The organism is Marasmitruncus massiliensis (assembly GCF_900186535.1).
Taxonomy (GTDB): domain Bacteria; phylum Bacillota; class Clostridia; order Oscillospirales; family Ruminococcaceae; genus Anaerotruncus; species Anaerotruncus massiliensis_A.
This window is the reverse complement of sequence record NZ_FYDE01000005.1, coordinates 71,526-92,272: the sequence shown is the minus strand read 5'-3', so window position 1 is coordinate 92,272 and position 20,747 is coordinate 71,526. Positions and strand designations below refer to the sequence as shown.

Below are 20,747 nucleotides of genomic sequence, written 5' to 3'. Positions count from 1 at the left end.
CAATGGCTGATTACCAACTGATTATCATCGGCGCGGGGCCGGGCGGTTACACAGCGGCAATCAGGGCAGCACAGCTCGGCATGCGGGTTGCGCTGGTCGAAAACCGGGAGCTGGGAGGGACCTGCCTGAACCGCGGCTGTATTCCCACCAAGACTTTCTTGCATACGGCAAATCTGCTGCGGGAACTGAACCGGTGCGGCACGTTTGGTATCCGCGTCGACGGAGTATCCGTGGACATAGAGCGGATTTATGCCCGTAAGGATGAAGTGGTCACGCAGCTTCGCGGGGGAATCGAAGCGTTATTGAAAGCGAACAAGATTGAGCTGATTCACGGCACGGCCCTGATTTCCGGTCAGGGAACGGTTTCCGTAGAAGGCAGAAGGCTGACCGCGGACCATCTGCTGATTGCGGCCGGTTCCAAACCGGCCCGGCTGCCGATACCGGGTCTGGACCTTCCGGGGGTTGTGACCAGCGATGAGCTCCTTGCGGAGGCAGGGACCCCTGTCGGTCGGCTGACCATCATCGGAGGCGGCGTTATCGGCGTCGAGTTTGCTACAATCTATCAGGCGCTTGGCTGTGAGGTCACGATTCTTGAGGCGATGGAACGGATTTTGCCTGGCATGGACCGGGAGATTTCCCAGAACCTCACGATGATTCTGAAAAAGCGTGGAGTCAAAATCATGACCGGCGCGCATGTACAGGAGGTCACCAAAGAAGATTCCCTCTGCTGCACCTATACGGTGAAAGAGGCTCAGCAGACAGTTGAAGCGGACAGGGTGCTGGTCAGTATCGGTCGCGTCGCCAATACGGAACACCTGCTCGACGGAGTTGACCTGCACCTTGACCGGGGCGAAATCCCCGTGGACGCCAATTTTGAAACCTGTGTGAAAGGGATTTATGCCGTAGGGGATGTGATCAAGGGCGGCGTCCGGCTGGCTCATGCCGCAACCGCGCAGGGGCTTTCCGCTGTTGCGCACATGTGCGGTCAGGCGCCGTCCGCCGATCTTTCCATTGTGCCCGCCTGTATCTATACCGACCCGGAAATTGCCTGCGCCGGAATCACTGCGGAGGAAGCAAAAGCGGCGGGCATTCCTGTTAAAACCGGAAAATTCCTGATGTCCGCAAATGGAAAATCGATGATCGAACTTGCGGACAGGGGATTTGTCAAACTTGTTTGCCATGCCCAGACAGGCGTGCTTTTAGGCGCACAGCTGATGTGCAGCCGCGCCACCGACATGATTGCGGGCATTTCGGCCGCGATTGTCAACCGGATGACCGCCGAACAGCTTGTATCGGCAATCTATCCGCATCCGACCTTCAGCGAAGCAATTTGGGAAGCGGCGGAAGACCTCGGCGGCCGGGCGGTTCATGTAGCGCCCAAACGTTAAGACAAATCATATGCGGCGCCCGTCTGTGTCACAGACGGGCGCTCTTTGTTTGTGGAAATCTTATGTAGAAATTGTGGAAGGGACGAAAAATGTGATATAATTAAAATATACCCAAAAAAATAGAAATTTCCGGAGAATAAAGGAGCGTTCTGCCGATGAAACTACTGCGACTGAACAGGCACTTTTTCAGAGATTGGTGGCTATCCGTTTCCATTCGCAGAAAGATGCTTTTTTTTATTGCGCTTGTCATTTTTATGGTGCTGTTTATCACATTTTCCTGTATCGGCATGCTCAATATTTATCTGCGGGATTTCAATATTGTTCTGGGGGACAGCTATTCCGTCAATGCTGCGCTGATCAGCTTTGAAAAAGAGCAGGAGGCATACAGGGTATACGCAAATGACAGAAGCGATGACTTGTACGCCGGCTATGAGGCGGCCCGGAAGGCAGCGAAGGAGGATGTATCCCGTCTGCGTTTCAGTTATCGGGATACCGGCATCAGCCGTTACCTGTTGACCCAGGCCATCCGTATTTCTCATGAGGCCTATATGAGCCGCTGCGACAAGTCGCTGCGGCTGCCGCAGGAAAGCGATACGTTCATCAAAGAATATTACACTACGTTAAAGACAGGAAGCTATATTGACAGTTATATCAAACAGCTGATGCAGGCGACTCTGGCGGAAGGCAATGAAGACTACTATAATAAGGTGCGGGTGTTCCGTATCCTGCCTTTTCTGGCCATTGTCATGGCTGCGGTTATCATTCTGTTTGCGATCGTACTGTGCAGCATCACTGTCCACCATATTATCAATCCGGTGCTCAAGCTTGCGGATGCTTCGCGGGAAATTGCCGCCAACAAGCTGTCAGGCCCGGATGTTCAGGTATCCAACCGCGATGAAATCGGGGAGCTGGTTACTGTTTTCAATATCATGAAACATGCGACCGCCCATTCGATCGCCACTTTGCAGGAAAAAAGCGAGATGGAAAACCGCTTTCATCAGGAAGAACTGGCGCGCATCAACACGGAAAAGATGCTCAAGACCATGCAGATGTCCCTGCTGCAAAGCCAGATTAACCCGCATTTTCTGTTTAACACACTGAATATCATTTCGCGCACGGCGAAGATCGAATCCGCACGCGATACCGGGGAACTCATTCTGCGGCTGGCCAACCTGTTCCGCTACAACCTGCAGACGGCAAGCGAGCGGGTGCCGCTGACCCGGGAACTCAACATTATCCGGGACTATATTTACATTCAGCATATGCGGTTCGGGGCGCATATCGTTTTTGAACTCGACTGCCGCGTCAATTCGGACGAAATCATGGTCCCGACCTTTACGCTGCAGCCGCTGGTGGAAAATGCGGTAATTCACGGCGTGGCCCCCAAGGAAGGCGGCGGCCAGATACGCATCCGGATCAAAAAACGCTGCGGCGAAGTAACGCTTTCGGTTACGGACAGCGGCGGCGGCATGCTCCCCGGCCGTCTGCGGGATCTGCTGGATGATACGGCGCAGCACAAGGGGCACTTGTCGGGAATTGGACTTGGAAATGTGAAAACACGCATGGAGCTGCTTTATCCGAACAGCAGGTTTCGCATCTTCAGCCGGGTAGGGCTTGGAACGGCAGTCCGTATTACACTTCCGATCAGCCGGGAAGAACAGTAAGAGGAGGAGCGCAAATGTATCGAATTGTGGTGGCGGACGACGAACAGCTGGAATGTGAGGCGCTGCAGAAGGTGCTGAGCGAATTCCTGGACGATGCCCGCATTATACAGGCGTCCAACGGGCGGGAAGCCCTTACCGCCGCCCGGCGGATTCATGCGGACCTTGCCATACTGGATATTGAGATGCCTGGTATGGGCGGAATTGAGGCGGCGCGCCATATCCGTGCCGAGCTTCCGGACTGCCGGATTGTGTTTCTGTCCGCCTACAGCGAGTTCGGTTATGCCCGTCAGGCCGTCGAGCTCGGGGCGGTGAATTATCTGCTGAAGCCCTGTTCCGACAGGGACCTGCAGGGTGTGGTCAGCCGGGTGATTACCCAAATTGATGCACAGCGGGAAAAAGAACAGGTGAACCGGCTTTCCAGCCGGAAAATTGAAAATCTGACGCAGTGGCTTGAGGAACAGCTGGTGCTGACCGTTATGGGGGGCTACCTGCGGCCGGAACGGGTGCAAAGCCAGCTGGAGGAACTCAGCATCCGGTTTTGCAGCGGCGCGTTTGCGATTATACGCAGCCCGGATGGAGTGAGTACGGAACGTATCCGCGAAGAAGTGAAGGGGTCCCGTTGGCCGGAGGGAATCAGCCTGATCCCTTATGAATATGATGACAGGCTGTATTTATTTGCGATCAGTTCCAATGGCGGGGACTGTGCGAGGCTTCTGAAAAGCAGTATGGAAAGCCTGTCCGACTGGGCTGCGAAAGTTGGGAGGAAAAGCCTGTTCTGTGCGATCGGCGGCTGTTTTGACCGGTTGGAGGACGCGCAGAATTCTTACTATCAGGCGCAGGCCGCTCTGGCACACTGTACACCGAATCACCGTGTCTGCGATACCCAGGACATTCTGGAAGAACAGCATGAACGGACTGATTTTGAAAGCGCCGTTTCACGCTGTGTGATGGAAGGAAACACCGAAGAAGCCGCGAAAATGATGAGCATGGCGGTGGAGGGCCTCTGCGCACAGCAGCTGGAATATCAGTCTATCCTCGAAAAAGTGGAAAAAAGGCTTGGCGGCGTGCTGAACCGAATTCAGGAAGAAACGGGAGTCGATTACAGGAATCTGATGAATCTGCATGAACGATTTTCCTGCCTGGAAAGGATTGAGGAGTTGGGAACAGCGGCCAGTGCGGTCCTTCGGGAACTTACCGCGGAAGTAAATGGGACAAGGGGTTCCCGTATGACACAAATCATGCAGGAAATTGCAGATTACATCGGCAGGAATTATCAGAGAGATATCTTTTTGCAGCAGGTAGCGCGGGAAATGAATTACTCGGACGCTTATTTCAGTAAATTGTTCAAACAGTGCTTTCATAAGAATTTCATCACCTACCTGACCGAGACCAGGGTGGAGGCGGCAAAGGGATTGCTGCGCAACCCGACTGTAAATATCAAGGAAATCGGAGCACAGGTCGGATATCAGGATTCCAATTATTTTACAAAAGTCTTTCGGCGCGCAACCGGAAAAAACCCTTCGGAATACCGTGCGAGTGCGCTGCCGGATACGATCAGCTGACTGTTTCCCCGGACAGGTTTTGTCCGGGGAATTTTTTGTCATTGTGAATTATACAAATCTGATAAATAGCAATTAAAAATCTAGTCAAAATAGAAATTAAATATAAAAAAACGGAAAACAAGAGATGAAATTTGTGCTAATTGCATGTTGATTGTTGTAATCATACCGCATAAGAGAATAGAAAATGTTCAAACTTTCTTCATAAACTAGTTAAAAAAATGCTAGGATTCGCAATAATTTACGATTTCATGAATGAAAGGTGTACGGTATAATGTTTTTAAAAGGCAAAGAAAGCCAAGTAAAATCAATTGTATGGAGGAGAAAAAGAATGAAAAAGCTTCTTACCGGTTTTGTGGCAGCAATGATGGCTGCATCTATGGCCGCCTGCGGAGGTTCCGGCGCTGCGTCCTCTCAGCCAGCTTCCAGCGAGGCCCCTTCGTCCCAGGCCGCTTCCTCGGAAGCCGCGTCCTCGTCGCAGGCTGCGGCAGCAGAGCCTGAGTTTGTATTCAGATATGCCGAGAACCAGCCTCAGGACTACCCGACCACGCAGGGCGCCTATAAATTTGCGGAACTTGTCGAGCAAAAGACCAATGGAAGAATTAAAATTGAGATCTATTATGGCGCTCAGCTGGGTGATGAGAAATCTGTTATGGAGCAAATGCAGTTCGGCGCGATCGATTTTGCGCGTGTAAGCCTGTCTCCTCTGGCGGAATTCGCCCCACAGCTCAACGTGCTTCAGCTTCCGTTCCTTTATCGTGACGGAGCGCATATGTGGAAGGTTCTGGAAGGCCCGATCGGCGATGAATTCAAAGACGGCCTGGGGGAATCCGGACTGATTGGCCTTTCCTGGTATGATGCGGGCGCACGCAATTTCTACAATTCCAAGAGGGAAGTCAAAACCTTTGAAGACATGAAGGGCTTAAACATCCGTGTTCAGGAAAATGAAATGATGATGGACATGATTTCCGCCCTTGGCGCGAACCCCACCCCGATGGCCTATGGTGAAGTGTATTCCGCACTGCAGACCGGTACCATCGACGGCGCGGAAAATAACTGGCCTTCCTATGAGTCCACTTCTCATTACGAGGTTGCCAAATACTTCAGCATTGACGAGCATACCCGTGTTCCTGAGCTTCAGATCATTTCCAAAATGACCATGGATAAGCTCTCGCCCGAAGACCAGCAGATCATCCGTGAATGCGCAGAGGAATCCGCCAAGGTTGAGCGTGAACTGTGGGCAGAGCGTGAAAAGACTTCTGAAGAAAAGGTGAAAGCCGGCGGCAGTATTATTACTGAACTGTCTCCCGAAGAAAAGCAGAAATTCCAGGATGCCTGCAAACCTCTTTATGAGAAATTTGCAGCGGATTATATGGATATCGTAAATAAGATTATCGAAACAAAATAAATTTTCAGAGATGCTGAAACGGTGCAAGCCGCCCCTGGCGGGCGGCTTGCTTTCTGCCCCGGGGAATGGATGGCATTTTCTTTGGCCCGGATCAAACGGCCGCGCGGACAAAAAGTGCGCCTTTACCGGGCAGATAAAAACAAAGGAGGGGAACGGATTTGAAGAAACTGATCAATGCCGTAACGACGGCTTTTGATATGATCTATCGCATTTTGCTCGAATACTCTAAACTTGTGCTGTTGGTTATCGTGTTTATTGTAAGTGCACAGGTCATCTCAAGAAAATTTTTGGGCACGTCTATCCGTTGGTCGGAAGAGGTCGCGCTGTTGCTGATGGTCTGGATGGCATTTATCTCTATGGCAATCGGTGTGGAAAAAAAGCTTCACATTGCCATAACAATGTTTTATGATATGTTTCCCAAAACACTCAGATGGATTTTAGAGAAGATTAACTTTGGGGTAATCTTCGCTTTCGGAGTCGTTTTAATCAATTATGGCATTAAGCTGATCAACAGCACATCGACTTCCACGCTGCCGGCGACGAAGTGGCCCGCCAGCACGCTTTACCTGATGATGCCTGTCGGCGGCCTTTTTATCTGTTATTTTACGATCTTGGATTTCTTTAAACTCGATCAATTCCGTCACCGGAAGATTGAAGGAGGAGACGAGTAATGGCTGATATGAATCTGGCGATTGCAATTTTACTTGGCAGTTTTTTTATTTTCGTCATCTGCAAAATGCCGATCACTTTTGCGCTTGCGGCATCCACATCGCTGACGATGTTGTACCTCGGCATCCCGCTGATGGCGATGGTGCAGCAGATGGCCAAAGCCATCAACAGCTTTTCGCTGATGGCGATCCCTTTTTTCATTCTCGCGGGTGAAATTATGGGGGCAGGCGGCATATCCGACCGCATGTTACAGTTTGCCAATGTCTGTGTGGGACGGCTGCGGGGCGGCCTTGCGCATGTCAATATCTTGGCATCCATGTTTTTCGGCGGGATTTCCGGTTCCGCAGTGGCAGATGTTTCTTCCTTGGGAACCATTGAAATCCCGATGATGGTGGATGCCGGCTATGACAGGGACTTCTCCATCGGCGTAACCGTGACAAGTGCTTGTCAGGGTGTGCTGATTCCGCCGTCTCATAATATGATTATGTATTCACTGGCTGCGGGCGGCGTGTCGGTAGGCCGCCTGTTTCTGGGAGGCTTCGTGCCGGGTGTATTGCTGGGTGTCTCTCTGATGTTGGTCTGCGGCATTATTTCTGTAAAGAGGCAGTATCCAAAAGGAGAGAAAATATCGCTCAAGGAGGCGCTCCGAATTACAAAAGACGCAATTCTGGCGCTTTTCACCGCCGTAATCATCATGTTCGGCGTTTCGGCCGGTATTTTTACGGCAACGGAATCCGCGGCTATTGCAGCGATTTATGCGTTCCTGATTTCGGTGTTTGTCTACAAAGAATTAAAAATCAAGATGATGTCCCGTATTCTGATGAATACGGTAAAAACACTGGCAATGGTTTTCAGCCTGATTGCCGCGGCGGGCGCGTTTGGCTGGCTGCTTGCCTATCTGAAAGTCCCGACTTTGGTGACCAATGCGCTGATTTCGGTCAGCACCAGTAAGGTGGTTGTGTTCCTGCTGATCAACCTGATGCTGCTGGCTTTAGGGTGCATTATGGACATGGCTCCGCTCATCCTGATCTGTACTCCGATTTTGCTGCCTGTAGTGCAGACTTTTGGTATGGATCCGGTACAGTTCGGCTGCATGCTGATCCTGAATCTGGCAATCGGGTTATGCACCCCGCCTGTCGGTTCCGCGCTTTTTGTGGGCTGCGCAATCGGAAAGCTGCCTATGGAAAAGGTGACCAAGGCGCTGCTTCCGATGTATGCGGGCATGATTATTGTGCTGCTGCTGGTCACGTTCGTTCCACAGCTCTCGCTCTTCATTCCCCAGCTGATTATGCCTGCCTGAACGGGGCGGTTGACGTTCTGCGGGCAGTATGATATAGTAATTTTTAGTTCCCGCTTATGCGGGTGGAGAAACGGGGTGCCCGCGGGCATCCCGTTTCTTCTGTGAAACAAATCGGAAAGAGGACTGACATGACAAAAATTGTGCAGGGACTTCAGAAACTGTCCAAAGACCCTCAGCTTTTAGCAATTGTTTTCTTCGCTTTTTTTGCCAACGGGATGATGAGTACCATGATCGGCTCGATTCTGCCGCTTATGACGGCAGAATATCAGCTGAGCTATACGGTAGGAGGGATGGCCATTTCCGCGCACCAGGCCGGGAATCTGCTTGCCTGCTTTGTTTCGGGGTTTTTGCCGTATGCCATCGGACGGAAAAAATCAACCATTTCCCTGGGTGCCGGCATTCTGGTCGGGATGGTGCTGATGACACTCACCGGAAATCCTGTGATGCTTCTGGTTGCCTTTGCGGCGACCGGCGTTGGACGCGGAACGATGAGCAACATCGCGAATGCGGTTGTATCGGAGATCACGACAGATAAAACAAAATCACTCAACGTACTGCACGCAACCTTCGCGGTAGGCGCGTTCATGGCGCCGTTTATCGCGATGTTTATTACCACTGCGCTGCACGGCTCATGGCGGTTTGCCGCTTGGATTGTCGCGCTGTTTTCACTGATCTCATTGGTCATGTTTGGACGTTCCTCTCTTTCCAATATGCCGGGTTCGAAGGAAGCGGCGGGCGGCGCTGCCGGTTTCCTGCGTTCTTTCCGGTTTTGGAATGTAACGGCAATTCTGTTTTTCTACCTGTGTGCGGAAGCTACTATTGTAGGCTGGCTGGTAAGCTATTTCAAAGACAGCGGGATTATGGGAACTGCGCTTGCACAAAGCACCTCAGCCATCCTGTGGATCATGATTTTGGCAGGGCGGCTGCTGTGCGCGTATTTTTCGGGCAGGGTGCGAAAAAGCAGCCTGATTATTTGCATGTCGATTGCCGTGACTGTTTTTTATGTGGCAATGATATCTACCAGGGATATCCGGGTCATCTTTCCCTGCCTAATGGGGCTTGGCATTTCGATGGCTGGTATTTATTCCACGACCTTCTCCTGCATGGATCCCCGGTATACTTCGTCTACCGCCGCGGTGGGCACCTGTATTTCCCTTGCGACGCTGGGCGGTATCGTCATGCCGATGCTTGTGGGCGCCATTGCGCAGAGAAGCACCATTGAAGCCGGGATGGGCGCGATCAGTATTGCGCTTGCGGCAATGCTGGTTCTTGCCGTTGTCAACCACATTACTTATAAACGCAGCGGGATTTAGCGAGAATTCACAAATGGTTCATGCCTTTCGCATAGGATTATGGTATGATTGATGTGAAAAAGCAGGACACTTGGAAAGAGGAGTTTGTGATGAACTGGTTCAGACGGATTATGGTGGGACGCTATGGAACGGACGCACTTTCATTCGGCATGATGGGCGTGTCACTTTTGCTGATGCTGCTGGCGCGGGCAACCCGCTGGGATCTTTTTTCCGTGCTGGCTTTTGCTGTCTTGGTTTTGTGCTATCTGAGAATCTTTTCGCGCGATACCAGCCGCCGATGGGCCGAAAATCAGCGCTTTTTGCAGTGGTGGGACCCTATCCGCCGGAAACTGTCCGGTCTCCATGACCGGTATCAGGACAGCCTGACACACCGGCATTTTAAATGTAAAAACTGCGGACAGGGGCTGCGTGTCCCGAAAGGCAGGGGGAAAATTATGATCACCTGCCCCAAGTGCCACCAACAGTTTGTTAAAAAAACCTGATTCCGTCTGATTTAATCTGCCACGCTGCTTTGTCCCTTTTATGGGGACATCTCGGTCATCCCTATAGCTTCCGGCGTGTGCAAGTGCAGTCTGCGATCTGCAAAACTAAGCAAGGGGTATTGTATGAAAATAAAATCTTATCTGCGCTATGACGAGCAAAAACCCGGCGATTTTATTGTCACCACGATGATTGCGTTTTCACTGTTGCTGATTGGATTTGGTTTTTTAACCGGGTCGCCCGGAGAGATTGTTTCGGGGATCATTCGCATTGTCCGAACACCCGCGGGGCTGATCACGGATTCTATTATGGTAGGCGGCATGAGCGGTGCGTTTGTAAACGCAGGGCTTGTAACGCTGATCTCTATCGCGCTGCTGAGGCTGGTGAAGCTTTCCTTCACCGGTATTTCGGTAGCGTGTGTTTTTTTAATGGCGGGATTTGCCCTGTTCGGAAAGGATATCGGTAATATTTTTCCCATCATTATGGGCGGATTCTTATACTCGGTGTATAAAAAAGAAAAATTTTCGAAATATGTTCATATGTCGCTGTTTGGTACAGCGCTCGCGCCCATGGTAACGGAAATGACCGCGATTGCGGGGGAAGAGCATCCGGCAGTCCGGCTTGCGCTGGTCGTAGGGGTTGGCATCCTGATCGGGTTTATCCTGCCGCCGATTGCGTCTTATACCCTTCGCGTCCATCAGGGCTACAATTTGTATAATGTTGGGTTCACCGCCGGACTGATCGGCATGGTGCTTGCTTCTGTGGCGAAATCCTTTGGATATACATTTTCCTCCAGATTTGAATGGAGCACGGGAAATAACCTTCTGCTCTCTGTTTTTCTTTTTTTGCTGTTTGGGGGTTTCATTTTCACAGGCTTTTGTTATAATGGTTTCAGCTTCCGCGGAACGATCAGGATTTTTCGGCATTCCGGCCGCTCGGTGGCGGATTTCGTATTGTTGGACGGTTACCCGGTTACCATGATCAATATGGGAATCATGGGGGCCGCATCGACTCTGTATGTGCTTGTTGTAGGAGGCGCACTCAACGGCCCTACGGTTGGGGGGATTCTTGCCATCTGTGGGTTCGGCGCATTCGGCAAGCATCTGCGCAACTGTGTGCCGGTAGTGCTGGGCGTAGTGCTCAGTTCCTTCCCGATGGTCTGGAATCTGAGTGACCCGAATGTATTGCTGGCGGCGCTGTTTGCGACCGGACTGGCCCCGGTTGCCGGACAGTTTGGATGGAAGTGGGGGATTCTTACCGGAGCAATCCACGCTTCCGTCGTTTTAAACGTCGGTATCCTGCACGCGGGGCTGAACCTATATAACAATGGGTTTGCGGCCGGGCTGATCTGTATTGTGGTAATCCCATTGATTGAGGCTCTGAAAAGGGAAGCGCCGGAATAATCACCGGCAGAGAGGTAGTTGGATGATATGAACACGATTGCTAAAAAAATGTCAAAGATTATAGACGAGCTTGTCTGTTTCTTTTTCAGTATCGGTTCCGACGGGATCGAAATGAATTTAAAAAAGCAGAGCGAAGGATATACACTTTATCTGAAAAGCAATTATTCTCCGGATGCTGATGCGCGGAAACAGGTGCACGATCTTTATAAATTTCTGAATATCACTGAACGTAACGAAGGAATGGAAGAGTTTTTCTGGCAGCTCGCCGGTGTAAGCAGCCTTGGGCAGGATTCCGAGCTTTCGCTGATCGGGCATATGATCGACCATGCCGATATTCAGGTGGATGGTAATACAGTGGAGCTTACAATCTTTAAAAAGGCGGAGCATGCCGGGTAAGTGTTTGACCGGATGATTGTGTGAAGGGACTGCGCGGGCGGGCATGCGCCGCCCGCGCAGTCTTTCGTTGCATACGGCCCGGGGCAATTTTGAATAACAACACTGCATTGATAGAAAATTCTGATAACGATAGCTTATTTTTACCGCTCATAGTAAAATAAAAGCATCTCTGATAAAGCGGGTGGAATTTTGAGAAGTGTTTACATGGATCATGCGGCAACCTCTTTCCCGAAGCCGCCGGAAGTTGGAAAGCAGATGCTGTATTATGTGGAGCAGGTGGGCTGCAATGTCAACCGCGGCGGCTATGCGGGCGCCTACAGCGCCGCTGAACTGGTTTTGGATACCAGAGAACGGATTTGCTCCCTGTTTCATTTTCCTAAGCCGCAAAACGTGATCTTTACATCGTCGGTGACCGCTTCGCTGAATATGATTTTAAAAGGGGCTCTGCGTTCAGGGGATCATGTGCTCACCAGTTCCATGGAGCACAACGCAGTCATGCGGCCGCTGGTGCAGCTGGAAGCATGCGGGGTATCCTTCGACAGGATACCATGCGGCGGCACGGGGGAACTGGACTTTGACGCGATTCTTCCCCTGCTGCGTCCAAATACAAAAGCAGTCGTCATGACGCACGCGTCAAATGTCTGCGGCACGGTTCTGCCGATTGTCAGGGTTGGCACGTTCTGTAAGAAACACGGGCTGTTGTTCATTGTGGACTGTGCTCAGACCGGCGGCACCGAACCGATTGATATGCAGGAGATGGGGATTGACGCGCTGGCATTCACCGGCCACAAAGGCCTGCTGGGCCCGCAGGGAATCGGCGGCTTTCTGGTGACGGACGCGCTGGCGGCTCAAATGATCCCGCTGATAGCGGGCGGGACAGGCAGTTTTTCTCATCTTGAAACAGTTCCGGAGCTTCTGCCCGATCGGTTCGAGGCGGGAACCCCCAATCTGCCGGGCATTTATGGACTGAACGCCGCTTTACGTTATCTGGAGGAGACAGGCATCGAGGCCATACGGCAGAAAGAAACCGTTTTAACCGCCCGTTTCCTTGTGCGTATGCGTGAATGCAGCAATATCCGCGTAGCGGGAACCGGCGACGCGGCAAAACAGACTGCGGTAGTTTCGCTGGACTTCCCGGGACGGGACAACGCGGAAATCGCCTTTGAACTGGACAGCCGTTACGGCATCATGACCCGCTGCGGTTTGCACTGCGCGCCCAATGCGCATAAAACGCTGGGAACCTTCCCGCAGGGGACCGTGCGCTTTTCCTTTGGATATTCCAACACAATGGAAGAGATCGACTACGCCGCCGACTGTATCGAGGCCATCTTGTCTCAGGAGGTGTAACTGCTTTGGAATTGGATCAAAACGTCCTGCGGCTCATTCCGCAGGTAGACCTGCTGATGCGCGAGCCCTCAATGGAGCATGCCGCTGCCAGATATGGAAGGGAAAGGGTACTGCATGCCGCACGTGCACAACTGAATTCCCTCCGCGCCGCGCTTCTGGAAGGAAGCACAAGCACCGTACCCGCGGCGGAGGAACTGTGTGAAACGGTATGCTCCCGTTTGGAGCGGGAGGAAAAGCCCTCTCTGCGGCGGGTGCTGAATGCCACAGGCGTCGCGCTGCATACTAACCTCGGGCGCGCCCCGCTGGCGGAAGCGGCCGTAAAGGCCGTGGCGGCCGCGGCCGAGGGGTACTGCAATCTGGAATATGATTTAGAGCGGGGTACCCGCGGGAGCCGGAACAGCCTTTTGGAGCCGCTGCTGTGCGAGCTCTGCGGCTGCGAAGCCGCGATGGCGGTCAACAATAACGCCGCGGCCCTGCTGCTGGCGCTTTCCGTTCTGTCGCCGGGCAAGAAAATTCCGGTTTCGCGCGGGGAACTGGTGGAAATCGGCGACAGCTTCCGTCTGCCGGATATTATGGCGCAGAGCGGCGGCATTTTATCCGAAGTGGGAACCACCAACAAAACCCGGCTGCGGGATTATGAAGAGGTGCTGCAATCCGGCGACGCCGGGATACTGCTCAAAGTTCATACTAGCAATTACCGGATTACCGGATTTACGGAAAGCGTGGGCATTCCGGAACTGGCGGGGCTTGCCAGAACTTACGGAGTCCCCCTGCTGGTGGATTTGGGAAGCGGCGCTCTGCTGGAAGAAACGAAATACCCGTTCACGGGAGAGCCGACCGTTCCACAGACCCTGCGGGACGGCGCGAATCTGGTCTGTTTCAGCGCGGACAAACTGCTTGGGGGGCCGCAGGCGGGTATCCTGCTGGGGGACCGGAGGCTGATTTCGTGGATGTGCAAAAGCCCCCTCGCCCGCGCCCTGCGGATTGATAAACTGTCCCTTGCGGCGCTGGAGGCGACGCTGCTGCTCTACCGAGACCCCGCAAATGCCAGGAACTGCATTCCGGCCCTGCGGATGCTGAACGCGACAGGTGGGGAACTGCGGGAAAAGGGCGGGCGCCTTCTTGCGCTGCTGCAAAATGAATGCGTTTCGGCGGCCTTTTCCCTTCTGCCGCAGAAGCGGCCGGTCGGGGGCGGCTCCGCACCGGGGCAGGAACTGGACAGCTATGCCGTCGGCGTTGTCCCGGTGGGCATGTCTGTCGCCGAGCTGGAAAACAGGCTCCGGCACGCGGCTGTCCCAATCATTGCGCGGATTTCGGACGGGCGTCTGCTGCTGGACGTTTCCACACTGGAGGAACCGGATTTCGGGCTTGTTGTTCAGCAAACCACTCAAATTCTGGATGGAAAACGGTCATGAAATATTTACTGTTCGGCACTGCGGGACACATTGACCACGGGAAAACAGCTTTGATCAAAGCGCTGACCGGGATGGACACCGACCGGCTGGAAGAAGAAAAACGCAGGGGAATCACAATCGACCTCGGCTTTGCGCATATGGACATTCCGGAGGGGAGAGCGGGAATCATTGATGTGCCGGGGCATGAAAAATTCATCAAAAACATGCTTGCCGGAGCGGGCGCGCTGGACCTCGTCCTGATGGTAGTGGCGGCGGACGAGGGCGTCATGCCGCAGACAAAGGAACATCTCGCGATTCTTGAACTGCTTGGCACCCTTCGCGGACTGGTGGTACTGACCAAATGCGACTTGGCGGATGAGGAAATGATGGAACTTGCCTCCGGGGATGTGCGAGAGGCGTTCGCTGGGACATTTCTGGAATCCGCGCCTGTCTTTCCGGTTTCCTGCAAAACGGGAGCCGGAATCCCTGCCCTGCGGGAGGCAATCTGCGATCTGTCACGGACAATACCGGAACATAACTGCAAACGGCCTTTCCGCATGGCGGTCGACCGGGTGTTTACTCTGGACGGCTTCGGAACGGTTGCCACCGGCACGGTCATGGATGGTACGGTTTACGAGGGCGAAGAGGTGGCGCTGTATCCGGGCGGGAAAACCGCGCGGATACGTACCCTGCAAAGCTATGGCAGACAGGCGCAGACGGTCTTTGCGGGGCAGCGTGCCGCGCTGAATCTGGCACGCGTGAAACAGGACGAACTTTCGCGGGGGGATTTTTTGGCGGCGCCGGGGACCCAAAAGGCGGTAACGTTGCTCTGCGTAAAGCTGACGCTGTTGAAGGAATCCGCCAGAACGGTGAAATCCGGTACGCGGCTGCACCTGCATCTGGGCACTGCCTGTGTGCTTTGCCGGGTATCACTGGCTGAACCGGAGTCGCTTTCAGCGGGAGAGACCGCTTATGCGCAGCTGCGGCTGGAAACATCGGTCTGTGCTTTCACAGGCGACCGGTTCGTCGTGAGATTTTATTCCCCGCTGGAGACGATCGGGGGAGGCATAGTTCTTGACGCAAGGCCAAAGCGCCAAAAGCGGCTTGACAGAGCGGCAGTGGAACGGTTAAAATGGTACGATACAGGTTCCTTATCCGATCAGGTCGTTTATGAGGCTTCGCAAGCCGCGCTGACCGAAATTTTGCTTCTGGAATTATTTCCTCACGTGGAACCGGACAGGCTCCGGCAGACTGTGACAAGCCTGCTTTCGGATGGGAAGCTGCTTAAATCGGGAGAACTGCTCTTTACGCCGCAGTCGTTACGGGCGTCCGCGGAAAAGGTGCTGTCTGTACTTGCGGATTATCATGTCGCGCACCCGCTGGCGTGGGGGATGCCTTTGCCGGAACTGGCGAAACAGGTTCAAAACGGGCTGATAGGTGCGCTGAAAACCAAGGGCGTCATCAGATGCGGCAAGGGCTGGGCGGCGGCCCCCGAATTTTCTCCGCTTGAAACAGGTACTTTTCAAACAGCCGGGAAAAAAATCAGGAACCTGTATGCGAAGTGGGGCTGTATGCCGCAGGACGTTTCTTCGATCCCCACTTTGGCCGGTGTGCCGGAACAGGATGCAATGCAGATCATTGCCCTGCTGCTGGAGCAGGGAGAGCTCGAACAGCTGACCCCGGCCCTGCTTGTTTCCCGTGCTGCTTACGATCAGGCAAAGGAAACTGCGGTGCGGCTGATTCAGTCCGCGGGCAGTGTCACGCTGGCGCAGCTGCGCGATGAGATGGGGCTTTCCCGCAAGTATGCCGCCGCGCTTTTGGAGCATATGGATGACTGCGGGTTTACTGTCAAGAACGGCGACTTTCGTACGCTGTTATAACGCTTTCTGATGTGGGGATAGATGGGTGCCGGTGTGCCCTGCGGTCTTCAAAACCGTTGTGGGTAGCTCAGCGCTGCCCGGGTGGGTCCGACTCCCACATATTCCCGCCAAAAAACCGCTTAAACAGTGTGTTTAAGCGGTTTTCCAGTTTATTTGAACAGGTTATCGTCAATGATCAAGAATAGGGAATCGGCAGTTGATATGCCGGGAAAAGGCAGGAAAAAACATGGCGCAGGAAATCGATCGGCAGCCCAAAAAACAGGTGAAGGAGCGGCCGGCAGGGCAGTGCCCGCTTTATAAAAAATGCGGAGGCTGCCAGATGCAGAATCTGTCCTATCCGGAGCAGCTAAGGTGGAAACAGTCTCTGGTGCAGCGGCTTTTGGGAAAGTTCTGCCATGTGGAACCGATCATCGGAATGGAAAATCCACGCCACTATCGCAATAAAGTGCAGGCTGCGTTCGGGCTGACGCGTGATCAAAAAATTATTTCGGGCGTTTATCAGTCGAGCACACACCGGATTGTGCCGGTGGACAGCTGCATGATCGAGGACCGAAAGGCCGACGAAATCATTGTGACGGTGCGCAGCCTGCTGAAAAGCTTTAAGCTGCAGCCTTATCAGGAGGACCGCGGCATTGGTTTCCTGCGTCATGTGCTGGTGAAGCGCGGCTTTGCAAGCGGGCAGATTATGGTCGTGCTGGTCACCTCAACGCCGATCTTTCCGGCAAAAAACCGATTTGTGGAGGCGCTGCGGAAAGCGCATCCGGAGATTACCACTGTATTAATGAACGTGAATCCTTACCGCACAAGCCTGGTTCTGGGGGATGCGGAAAAGGTACTGTTTGGTCCGGGATATATTGAAGATACCCTTTGCGGGTGTGTTTTCCGCATTTCGGCGAAATCTTTTTATCAGATTAACCCGGTGCAGACCGAACGCCTTTATTCCAAAGCGATTGAGTTTGCCGGCTTGACCGGAAAGGAAACCGTTATTGACGCTTACTGCGGGATTGGTACCATCAGCCTGATTGCCGCAAAGCATGCCGGACATGTGATTGGCGTGGAACTGAACGGGGATGCCGTCCGCGATGCGATTGTCAACGCGAAACGCAACCGGATTGAAAATGTTTACTTCCATAAAGCGGACGCGGGTGCGTTTATGGAACAGATGGCTCATGAGGGGCAGACCGCGGATGTCGTTTTTTTGGACCCGCCGCGCGCGGGAAGCGACGAGAAATTTTTGTCTTCGCTGCTGGTGCTGTCCCCCAGAAAGGTCGTCTATATTTCCTGCAATCCTGAAACACAGGAGCGGGACTTGCAGTTCCTGAGAAAATCCGGCTACCGGGTCGTCAGAATTCAGCCGGTCGATATGTTCCCGCATACCAATCATGTGGAGTGCGTGGTAAAACTATGCCGAAATGATGCAAAGGAATAAACAGTATCCGAAAACCCGCATAGACTTTATATAATCCTAAGATTTACGCATTTTCGGAAGTTGTCTTAAGCCAATTGTGTATGAATAGAAAAAATGAAGCAGGTTGCTCACCTGCTTCATTTTTTTAGCCCCTTAATGATCTCGTGGATGTTGGTTATCTGTTTTTCATCCAGTGTGTTTAAGTCCTCGACTACTTCTTTGATCAAAGCGGGATTCTCGGCTCCATCATCAAAGAATTCCTTAGGAGAAATCTTGAGGTACTCGCAGATATAGAAGAACACTTGCATAGAAGGAAATGATTTCCCATTTTCAATATGGTTAATATAATTTTCGTTTTGCCCAATGGATAAACTCATATCACGAGCAGAAACCTTTTTTATAGCCCTTAATTTTGCTATTCGTTCAGATAAGAATTTCTCATACATGTGTTATCGCCACCTCATGTACAATATTGTACATTTCATATAAGCAATATTCACAAGGTATAAAGTCTTATTTTGATTGACGTACAATTTTAAATATTGTAAAATTGAAACAGATACAAGATTTGTTGGCGTGAAAGGTGGTATACTGACATGAGCATGAGAAGTATCTATCGTAAAGTGGCTAAGAAACATGGCGTATCTGTCACTGAAGTCAGAAAAGATATGCAGGCTGCGATTGATTATGCTTATCAAAAGAGTGATAAATCAGAAAGTGAAAAGATGATGCAGAAAAGCATTCCTCGTAAAGAGAAAATACCTACTGCAGAAGAGTTTATAAAAGCGGTCGCACATACTATAAAAAATACATAAAAGTACCTTTCCGGTACCGGGTAATCAAATAAGGGCTATAAAATAACGTCTGCTTTTTCCCGTATCTGATATCTGCTGAAGTAGCGTTCTTCTGACGGAATCCATCGCGCAGCGAATACTTTCGCTTTTTCTGTACCGTTGCGCAGTTCAATGCGGTGCAGCTGCTCTTCCGGCTCAACATCACAGAACACCCGCAGATCCGTGTAATCACCGAAGAAAGGGTGACAGCTGTAAGCGCCTTCCACAATCCGCCATTTGGATGCGCGAACTTCCTGTGTATCGCCAAAGTCCAGCTTGGAACAGTCAAACCGACGATAGGAAAATGCCTTCGTTTGAGCAACCTTAGGCAAAACTTTCTGCGCAAAGCGTTCATAGTGCACATTCCCGCCGGGCTCTTCCAGACGGCCTGCCGTACGCAGCGGTGCCGGGAGGAAAAAGTCGTCCATATGTACGATCCCCGCACCCAGAATCAGCGACAGCTGATCGGCCATGGTGGTTTTCCCGGATGCCGCACGCCCATCCAGCGCAATCACACACACATCATTATTTTGGTCCAGCTTTGCCATTCTTTCCAAAAGCGGAAAAAGGCGGATAAAACGCGTGCAAACCAGCCGGTAGGCAGGGTGTTCCGATATCCTGTATTGTTCGCTGTGGTGAACAGCGCCGCCTCCGGCACCCCAATAGGTGTTCAGCTCATTTTCCCAGTCATGGCAGGAAAACGGCATTGCGCCCGCTGCACAAAGTAAACCGGCCTCCTTAAGAAGACGCCGGAATTCCGCATCCGTGCCGGACGGCATGGATGCGGAACCGGCAAACATTCGAAAAAGCCACTCCGGAGGGAGCCCGCGTTCTTTCCATGCAAAAAGATTTACCCGGCAGCGGTCGGGAGAAATCTTCTCATAAAGGCGCGATGAGCCGTTCGTTACAGCCGAAAATTCCTCCATAAAGAGCCTTTTGGCCGCCGCCAGCTCCCGCAGCAGATGCTCTGACCCCAATGCGGCCTGATAGCAGAGCTTTATCATGTCCAGCGGACGCATGGAGGGATGCATATTGGTCTGCTCGATCAGATACTCTTTTGATGCTGTTTCCAGTTCCGGATTTCTTGTCATTCTGTTAACGCTTCTTTCTTTGGCTGGTTCATCAGCGTCACTTCCTGGCGTTGAACCGCCGCGATGATCATCGGGATCAGAATCAGCTGGCAAAGAATACCGGGTACCGCAGTGATGAAAGCGCCAGATAAGAACATTGACAAGGAAAAATCCATTCCAAAGAGCTTTGCCAGAATAAAGCGCACAGTACCCCAGACAAGGCGCCCGGCAACCATTGCGGAAATGAGTGTTGTATAGACCATGGGTAGGCTGTGTTTCACTCTGCCAAAAATCAGGCCCGAAACGGCACCGTAGGCTGCAAGTTCAAATGCCATAGCGACGCCGGTAGGAAAAATCGGAGGCATGCCGAAGAGCATAAAACGAAGCAGCGGCGCAATAAACCCTACGGCAAGGCCATAGGGCCAGCCGCATAGAAAGCCGCACAGCAGCACCGGAATATGCATGGGACTGAGCATATTGCCAATCTGCGGAATATGTCCCGTCAGGAACGGCAAAGCCAGAGCAAGCGCGAGAAAGAATGCAGAAAAAACCATTTTTTTGATTTTCATGATAACGACTCCTTATTTATTTGCACAAAAAGGCGTCTGCTTCCTTCTGAAAGCAGACGCCTTCCTGGCATCCATGATAATAAAATAAATATGCTCAGATGTATTTCCTGCCGCTTCTGCCGCATTGCCCGACTTCATGCCGGCCAAATAAGATATCATACCGAATTGCCTGATCTTTAAGAAGATCCGGTTCAATTTATAATTTTTTTAAGCTGTTCAACCGCACTTTGCACCAAACGGCTGACAGGCTGGTCCGGAATTCCCGCGATCAGGTTGTTGCAGTGGCTGATGGGGATCATGATGCGTTTTGCATTGCTTTGCCCGACTGCCGCTGCCATACGCGGGGTGATTTCGCCCAACAGGGCATCCGCAATCACCATACCGATTGGACCGACAATGATGTCCGCTTTACGGCAGCCTACCACAACGGCATTTTCACCCGTGGCGGCATTGTCGGCGCCAGCTTTCAGCATGACATTCGTCGCCATGCTGTTTGTTCCCACGGCGGTAATTTCCACTTCGGGATATGCCGCTTTCATTGCGGTGACCAGCTGTTTGCCAAGCCCGCCTCCTTGGCCGTCGATGACCAGAATATTCACCTAAAACACCTCGCTTTCCCAAAAGAGCAGCGGCTCACACACAATTTCCGGCAGGGTCATAAAGCCG

19 protein-coding genes and 1 tRNA gene are annotated in these 20,747 nt (G+C 52.3%); 16 read left to right on the top strand and 4 right to left on the bottom strand.

The genetic code is table 11. The features are described 5' to 3' along the window. The first annotated feature begins 2 nt into the window (after positions 1-2). The 15 genes from lpdA (at position 3) to rlmD (ending at position 17,630) form a co-directional block, all read left to right on the top strand. On the top strand, positions 3-1,388 hold the full coding sequence (gene lpdA / locus C1A10_RS08485; protein WP_101909873.1) for a dihydrolipoyl dehydrogenase: 1,386 nt from the start codon (positions 3-5) through the stop codon (positions 1,386-1,388). Positions 1,389-1,543: 155 nt separating this feature from the next. Then, positions 1,544-3,052 (top strand): sensor histidine kinase, encoded by a 1,509-nt coding sequence (locus tag C1A10_RS08480; RefSeq protein ID WP_101909872.1) that lies wholly within the window; start codon positions 1,544-1,546, stop codon positions 3,050-3,052. A 14-nt stretch (positions 3,053-3,066) separates the two neighbouring features. After that, positions 3,067-4,614 (top strand): response regulator transcription factor, encoded by a 1,548-nt coding sequence (locus C1A10_RS08475; RefSeq protein ID WP_101909871.1) that lies wholly within the window; start codon positions 3,067-3,069, stop codon positions 4,612-4,614. A 328-nt stretch (positions 4,615-4,942) separates the two neighbouring features. After that, the gene (locus C1A10_RS08470) at positions 4,943-6,019 is read left to right on the top strand and encodes a TRAP transporter substrate-binding protein (RefSeq protein ID WP_242968889.1); all 1,077 of its coding nucleotides are present in this window, start codon (positions 4,943-4,945) and stop codon (positions 6,017-6,019) included. Positions 6,020-6,177: 158 nt separating this feature from the next. Beyond that, positions 6,178-6,690 carry a TRAP transporter small permease gene (locus C1A10_RS08465; protein ID WP_207654721.1) on the top strand — a complete coding sequence of 171 codons (513 nt, stop codon included), beginning with the start codon at positions 6,178-6,180 and terminating at the stop codon, positions 6,688-6,690. Continuing rightward, positions 6,690-7,988, top strand: a complete 1,299-nt coding sequence (locus tag C1A10_RS08460; RefSeq protein ID WP_101909870.1) for a TRAP transporter large permease — start codon at positions 6,690-6,692, stop codon at positions 7,986-7,988. Before C1A10_RS08465 ends, C1A10_RS08460 begins: the two co-directional genes overlap by 1 nt. 128 nt (positions 7,989-8,116) lie before the next feature. Beyond that, on the top strand, positions 8,117-9,301 hold the full coding sequence (locus C1A10_RS08455; protein ID WP_101909869.1) for an MFS transporter: 1,185 nt from the start codon (positions 8,117-8,119) through the stop codon (positions 9,299-9,301). Positions 9,302-9,345: 44 nt separating this feature from the next. Beyond that, positions 9,346-9,783: a TFIIB-type zinc ribbon-containing protein gene (locus C1A10_RS08450; RefSeq protein ID WP_101909868.1), complete on the top strand. Its 438-nt coding sequence runs from the start codon at positions 9,346-9,348 to the stop codon at positions 9,781-9,783. A gap of 123 nt (positions 9,784-9,906) precedes the next feature. Continuing rightward, on the top strand, positions 9,907-11,184 hold the full coding sequence (locus C1A10_RS08445; RefSeq protein ID WP_101909867.1) for a DUF1576 domain-containing protein: 1,278 nt from the start codon (positions 9,907-9,909) through the stop codon (positions 11,182-11,184). 27 nt (positions 11,185-11,211) lie between these two features. Further along, entirely contained in the window at positions 11,212-11,580 is a 369-nt protein-coding gene (locus C1A10_RS08440) for a hypothetical protein (RefSeq protein WP_101909866.1), read from the top strand. A gap of 189 nt (positions 11,581-11,769) precedes the next feature. Beyond that, the gene (locus C1A10_RS08435; protein WP_101909865.1) at positions 11,770-12,927 is read left to right on the top strand and encodes an aminotransferase class V-fold PLP-dependent enzyme; all 1,158 of its coding nucleotides are present in this window, start codon (positions 11,770-11,772) and stop codon (positions 12,925-12,927) included. Between the two features lie 5 nt (positions 12,928-12,932). Next, positions 12,933-14,342: an L-seryl-tRNA(Sec) selenium transferase gene (gene selA, locus C1A10_RS08430; protein ID WP_101909864.1), complete on the top strand. Its 1,410-nt coding sequence runs from the start codon at positions 12,933-12,935 to the stop codon at positions 14,340-14,342. Continuing rightward, positions 14,339-16,201, top strand: a complete 1,863-nt coding sequence (selB, locus tag C1A10_RS08425) for a selenocysteine-specific translation elongation factor (protein ID WP_101909863.1) — start codon at positions 14,339-14,341, stop codon at positions 16,199-16,201. The genes selA and selB overlap by 4 nt, the downstream gene beginning before the upstream one ends. A gap of 13 nt (positions 16,202-16,214) precedes the next feature. After that, positions 16,215-16,311, top strand: a tRNA-Sec gene (locus C1A10_RS18460). 116 nt (positions 16,312-16,427) lie between these two features. After that, positions 16,428-17,630, top strand: a complete 1,203-nt coding sequence (gene rlmD, locus C1A10_RS08420; protein WP_101909862.1) for a 23S rRNA (uracil(1939)-C(5))-methyltransferase RlmD — start codon at positions 16,428-16,430, stop codon at positions 17,628-17,630. Positions 17,631-17,746: 116 nt separating this feature from the next. On the opposite strand, the gene C1A10_RS08415 is transcribed toward rlmD, so the two are convergent. Beyond that, positions 17,747-18,055 carry a helix-turn-helix domain-containing protein gene (locus tag C1A10_RS08415; RefSeq protein WP_101909861.1) on the bottom strand — a complete coding sequence of 103 codons (309 nt, stop codon included), beginning with the start codon at positions 18,053-18,055 and terminating at the stop codon, positions 17,747-17,749. Positions 18,056-18,205: 150 nt separating this feature from the next. Here C1A10_RS08415 and C1A10_RS08410 point away from each other — a divergent pair, with 150 nt between their 5' ends. Beyond that, complete coding sequence (locus C1A10_RS08410; RefSeq protein ID WP_101909860.1) at positions 18,206-18,424, top strand: sporulation initiation factor Spo0A C-terminal domain-containing protein; 219 nt, start codon at positions 18,206-18,208, stop codon at positions 18,422-18,424. A 35-nt stretch (positions 18,425-18,459) separates the two neighbouring features. Here the strand turns inward: C1A10_RS08410 and C1A10_RS08405 are convergent, their stop codons facing one another. The 3 genes from C1A10_RS08405 to C1A10_RS08395 form a co-directional block, all read right to left on the bottom strand. Further along, positions 18,460-19,533, bottom strand: coding sequence for a uridine kinase family protein (locus C1A10_RS08405; protein ID WP_101909859.1), 1,074 nt, complete (start codon positions 19,531-19,533; stop codon positions 18,460-18,462). Next, positions 19,530-20,081 (bottom strand): ECF transporter S component, encoded by a 552-nt coding sequence (locus C1A10_RS08400; RefSeq protein ID WP_101909858.1) that lies wholly within the window; start codon positions 20,079-20,081, stop codon positions 19,530-19,532. Before C1A10_RS08400 ends, C1A10_RS08405 begins: the two co-directional genes overlap by 4 nt. A 191-nt stretch (positions 20,082-20,272) precedes the next feature. Further along, positions 20,273-20,680, bottom strand: a complete 408-nt coding sequence (locus tag C1A10_RS08395) for a DUF3842 family protein (protein WP_101909857.1) — start codon at positions 20,678-20,680, stop codon at positions 20,273-20,275. Between the last annotated feature and the right edge of the window lie 67 nt (positions 20,681-20,747).

What these genes read in the sequence shown, in the direction of transcription:
- C1A10_RS08415 (WP_101909861.1), bottom strand. Translation starts at nt 18,055, where the DNA reads ATGTATGAGAAATTCTTATCTGAACGAATAGCAAAATTAAGGGCTATA.
- C1A10_RS08450 (WP_101909868.1), top strand. Translation starts at nt 9,346, where the DNA reads ATGATTGATGTGAAAAAGCAGGACACTTGGAAAGAGGAGTTTGTGATG.
- C1A10_RS08410 (WP_101909860.1), top strand. Translation starts at nt 18,206, where the DNA reads ATGAGCATGAGAAGTATCTATCGTAAAGTGGCTAAGAAACATGGCGTA.
- C1A10_RS08475 (WP_101909871.1), top strand. Translation starts at nt 3,067, where the DNA reads ATGTATCGAATTGTGGTGGCGGACGACGAACAGCTGGAATGTGAGGCG.
- C1A10_RS08460 (WP_101909870.1), top strand. Translation starts at nt 6,690, where the DNA reads ATGGCTGATATGAATCTGGCGATTGCAATTTTACTTGGCAGTTTTTTT.
- C1A10_RS08405 (WP_101909859.1), bottom strand. Translation starts at nt 19,533, where the DNA reads ATGACAAGAAATCCGGAACTGGAAACAGCATCAAAAGAGTATCTGATC.
- C1A10_RS08445 (WP_101909867.1), top strand. Translation starts at nt 9,907, where the DNA reads ATGAAAATAAAATCTTATCTGCGCTATGACGAGCAAAAACCCGGCGAT.
- C1A10_RS08400 (WP_101909858.1), bottom strand. Translation starts at nt 20,081, where the DNA reads ATGAAAATCAAAAAAATGGTTTTTTCTGCATTCTTTCTCGCGCTTGCT.
- selB (WP_101909863.1), top strand. Translation starts at nt 14,339, where the DNA reads ATGAAATATTTACTGTTCGGCACTGCGGGACACATTGACCACGGGAAA.
- rlmD (WP_101909862.1), top strand. Translation starts at nt 16,428, where the DNA reads ATGGCGCAGGAAATCGATCGGCAGCCCAAAAAACAGGTGAAGGAGCGG.
- C1A10_RS08455 (WP_101909869.1), top strand. Translation starts at nt 8,117, where the DNA reads ATGACAAAAATTGTGCAGGGACTTCAGAAACTGTCCAAAGACCCTCAG.
- C1A10_RS08440 (WP_101909866.1), top strand. Translation starts at nt 11,212, where the DNA reads ATGAACACGATTGCTAAAAAAATGTCAAAGATTATAGACGAGCTTGTC.
- lpdA (WP_101909873.1), top strand. Translation starts at nt 3, where the DNA reads ATGGCTGATTACCAACTGATTATCATCGGCGCGGGGCCGGGCGGTTAC.
- C1A10_RS08480 (WP_101909872.1), top strand. Translation starts at nt 1,544, where the DNA reads ATGAAACTACTGCGACTGAACAGGCACTTTTTCAGAGATTGGTGGCTA.
- C1A10_RS08470 (WP_242968889.1), top strand. Translation starts at nt 4,943, where the DNA reads ATGAAAAAGCTTCTTACCGGTTTTGTGGCAGCAATGATGGCTGCATCT.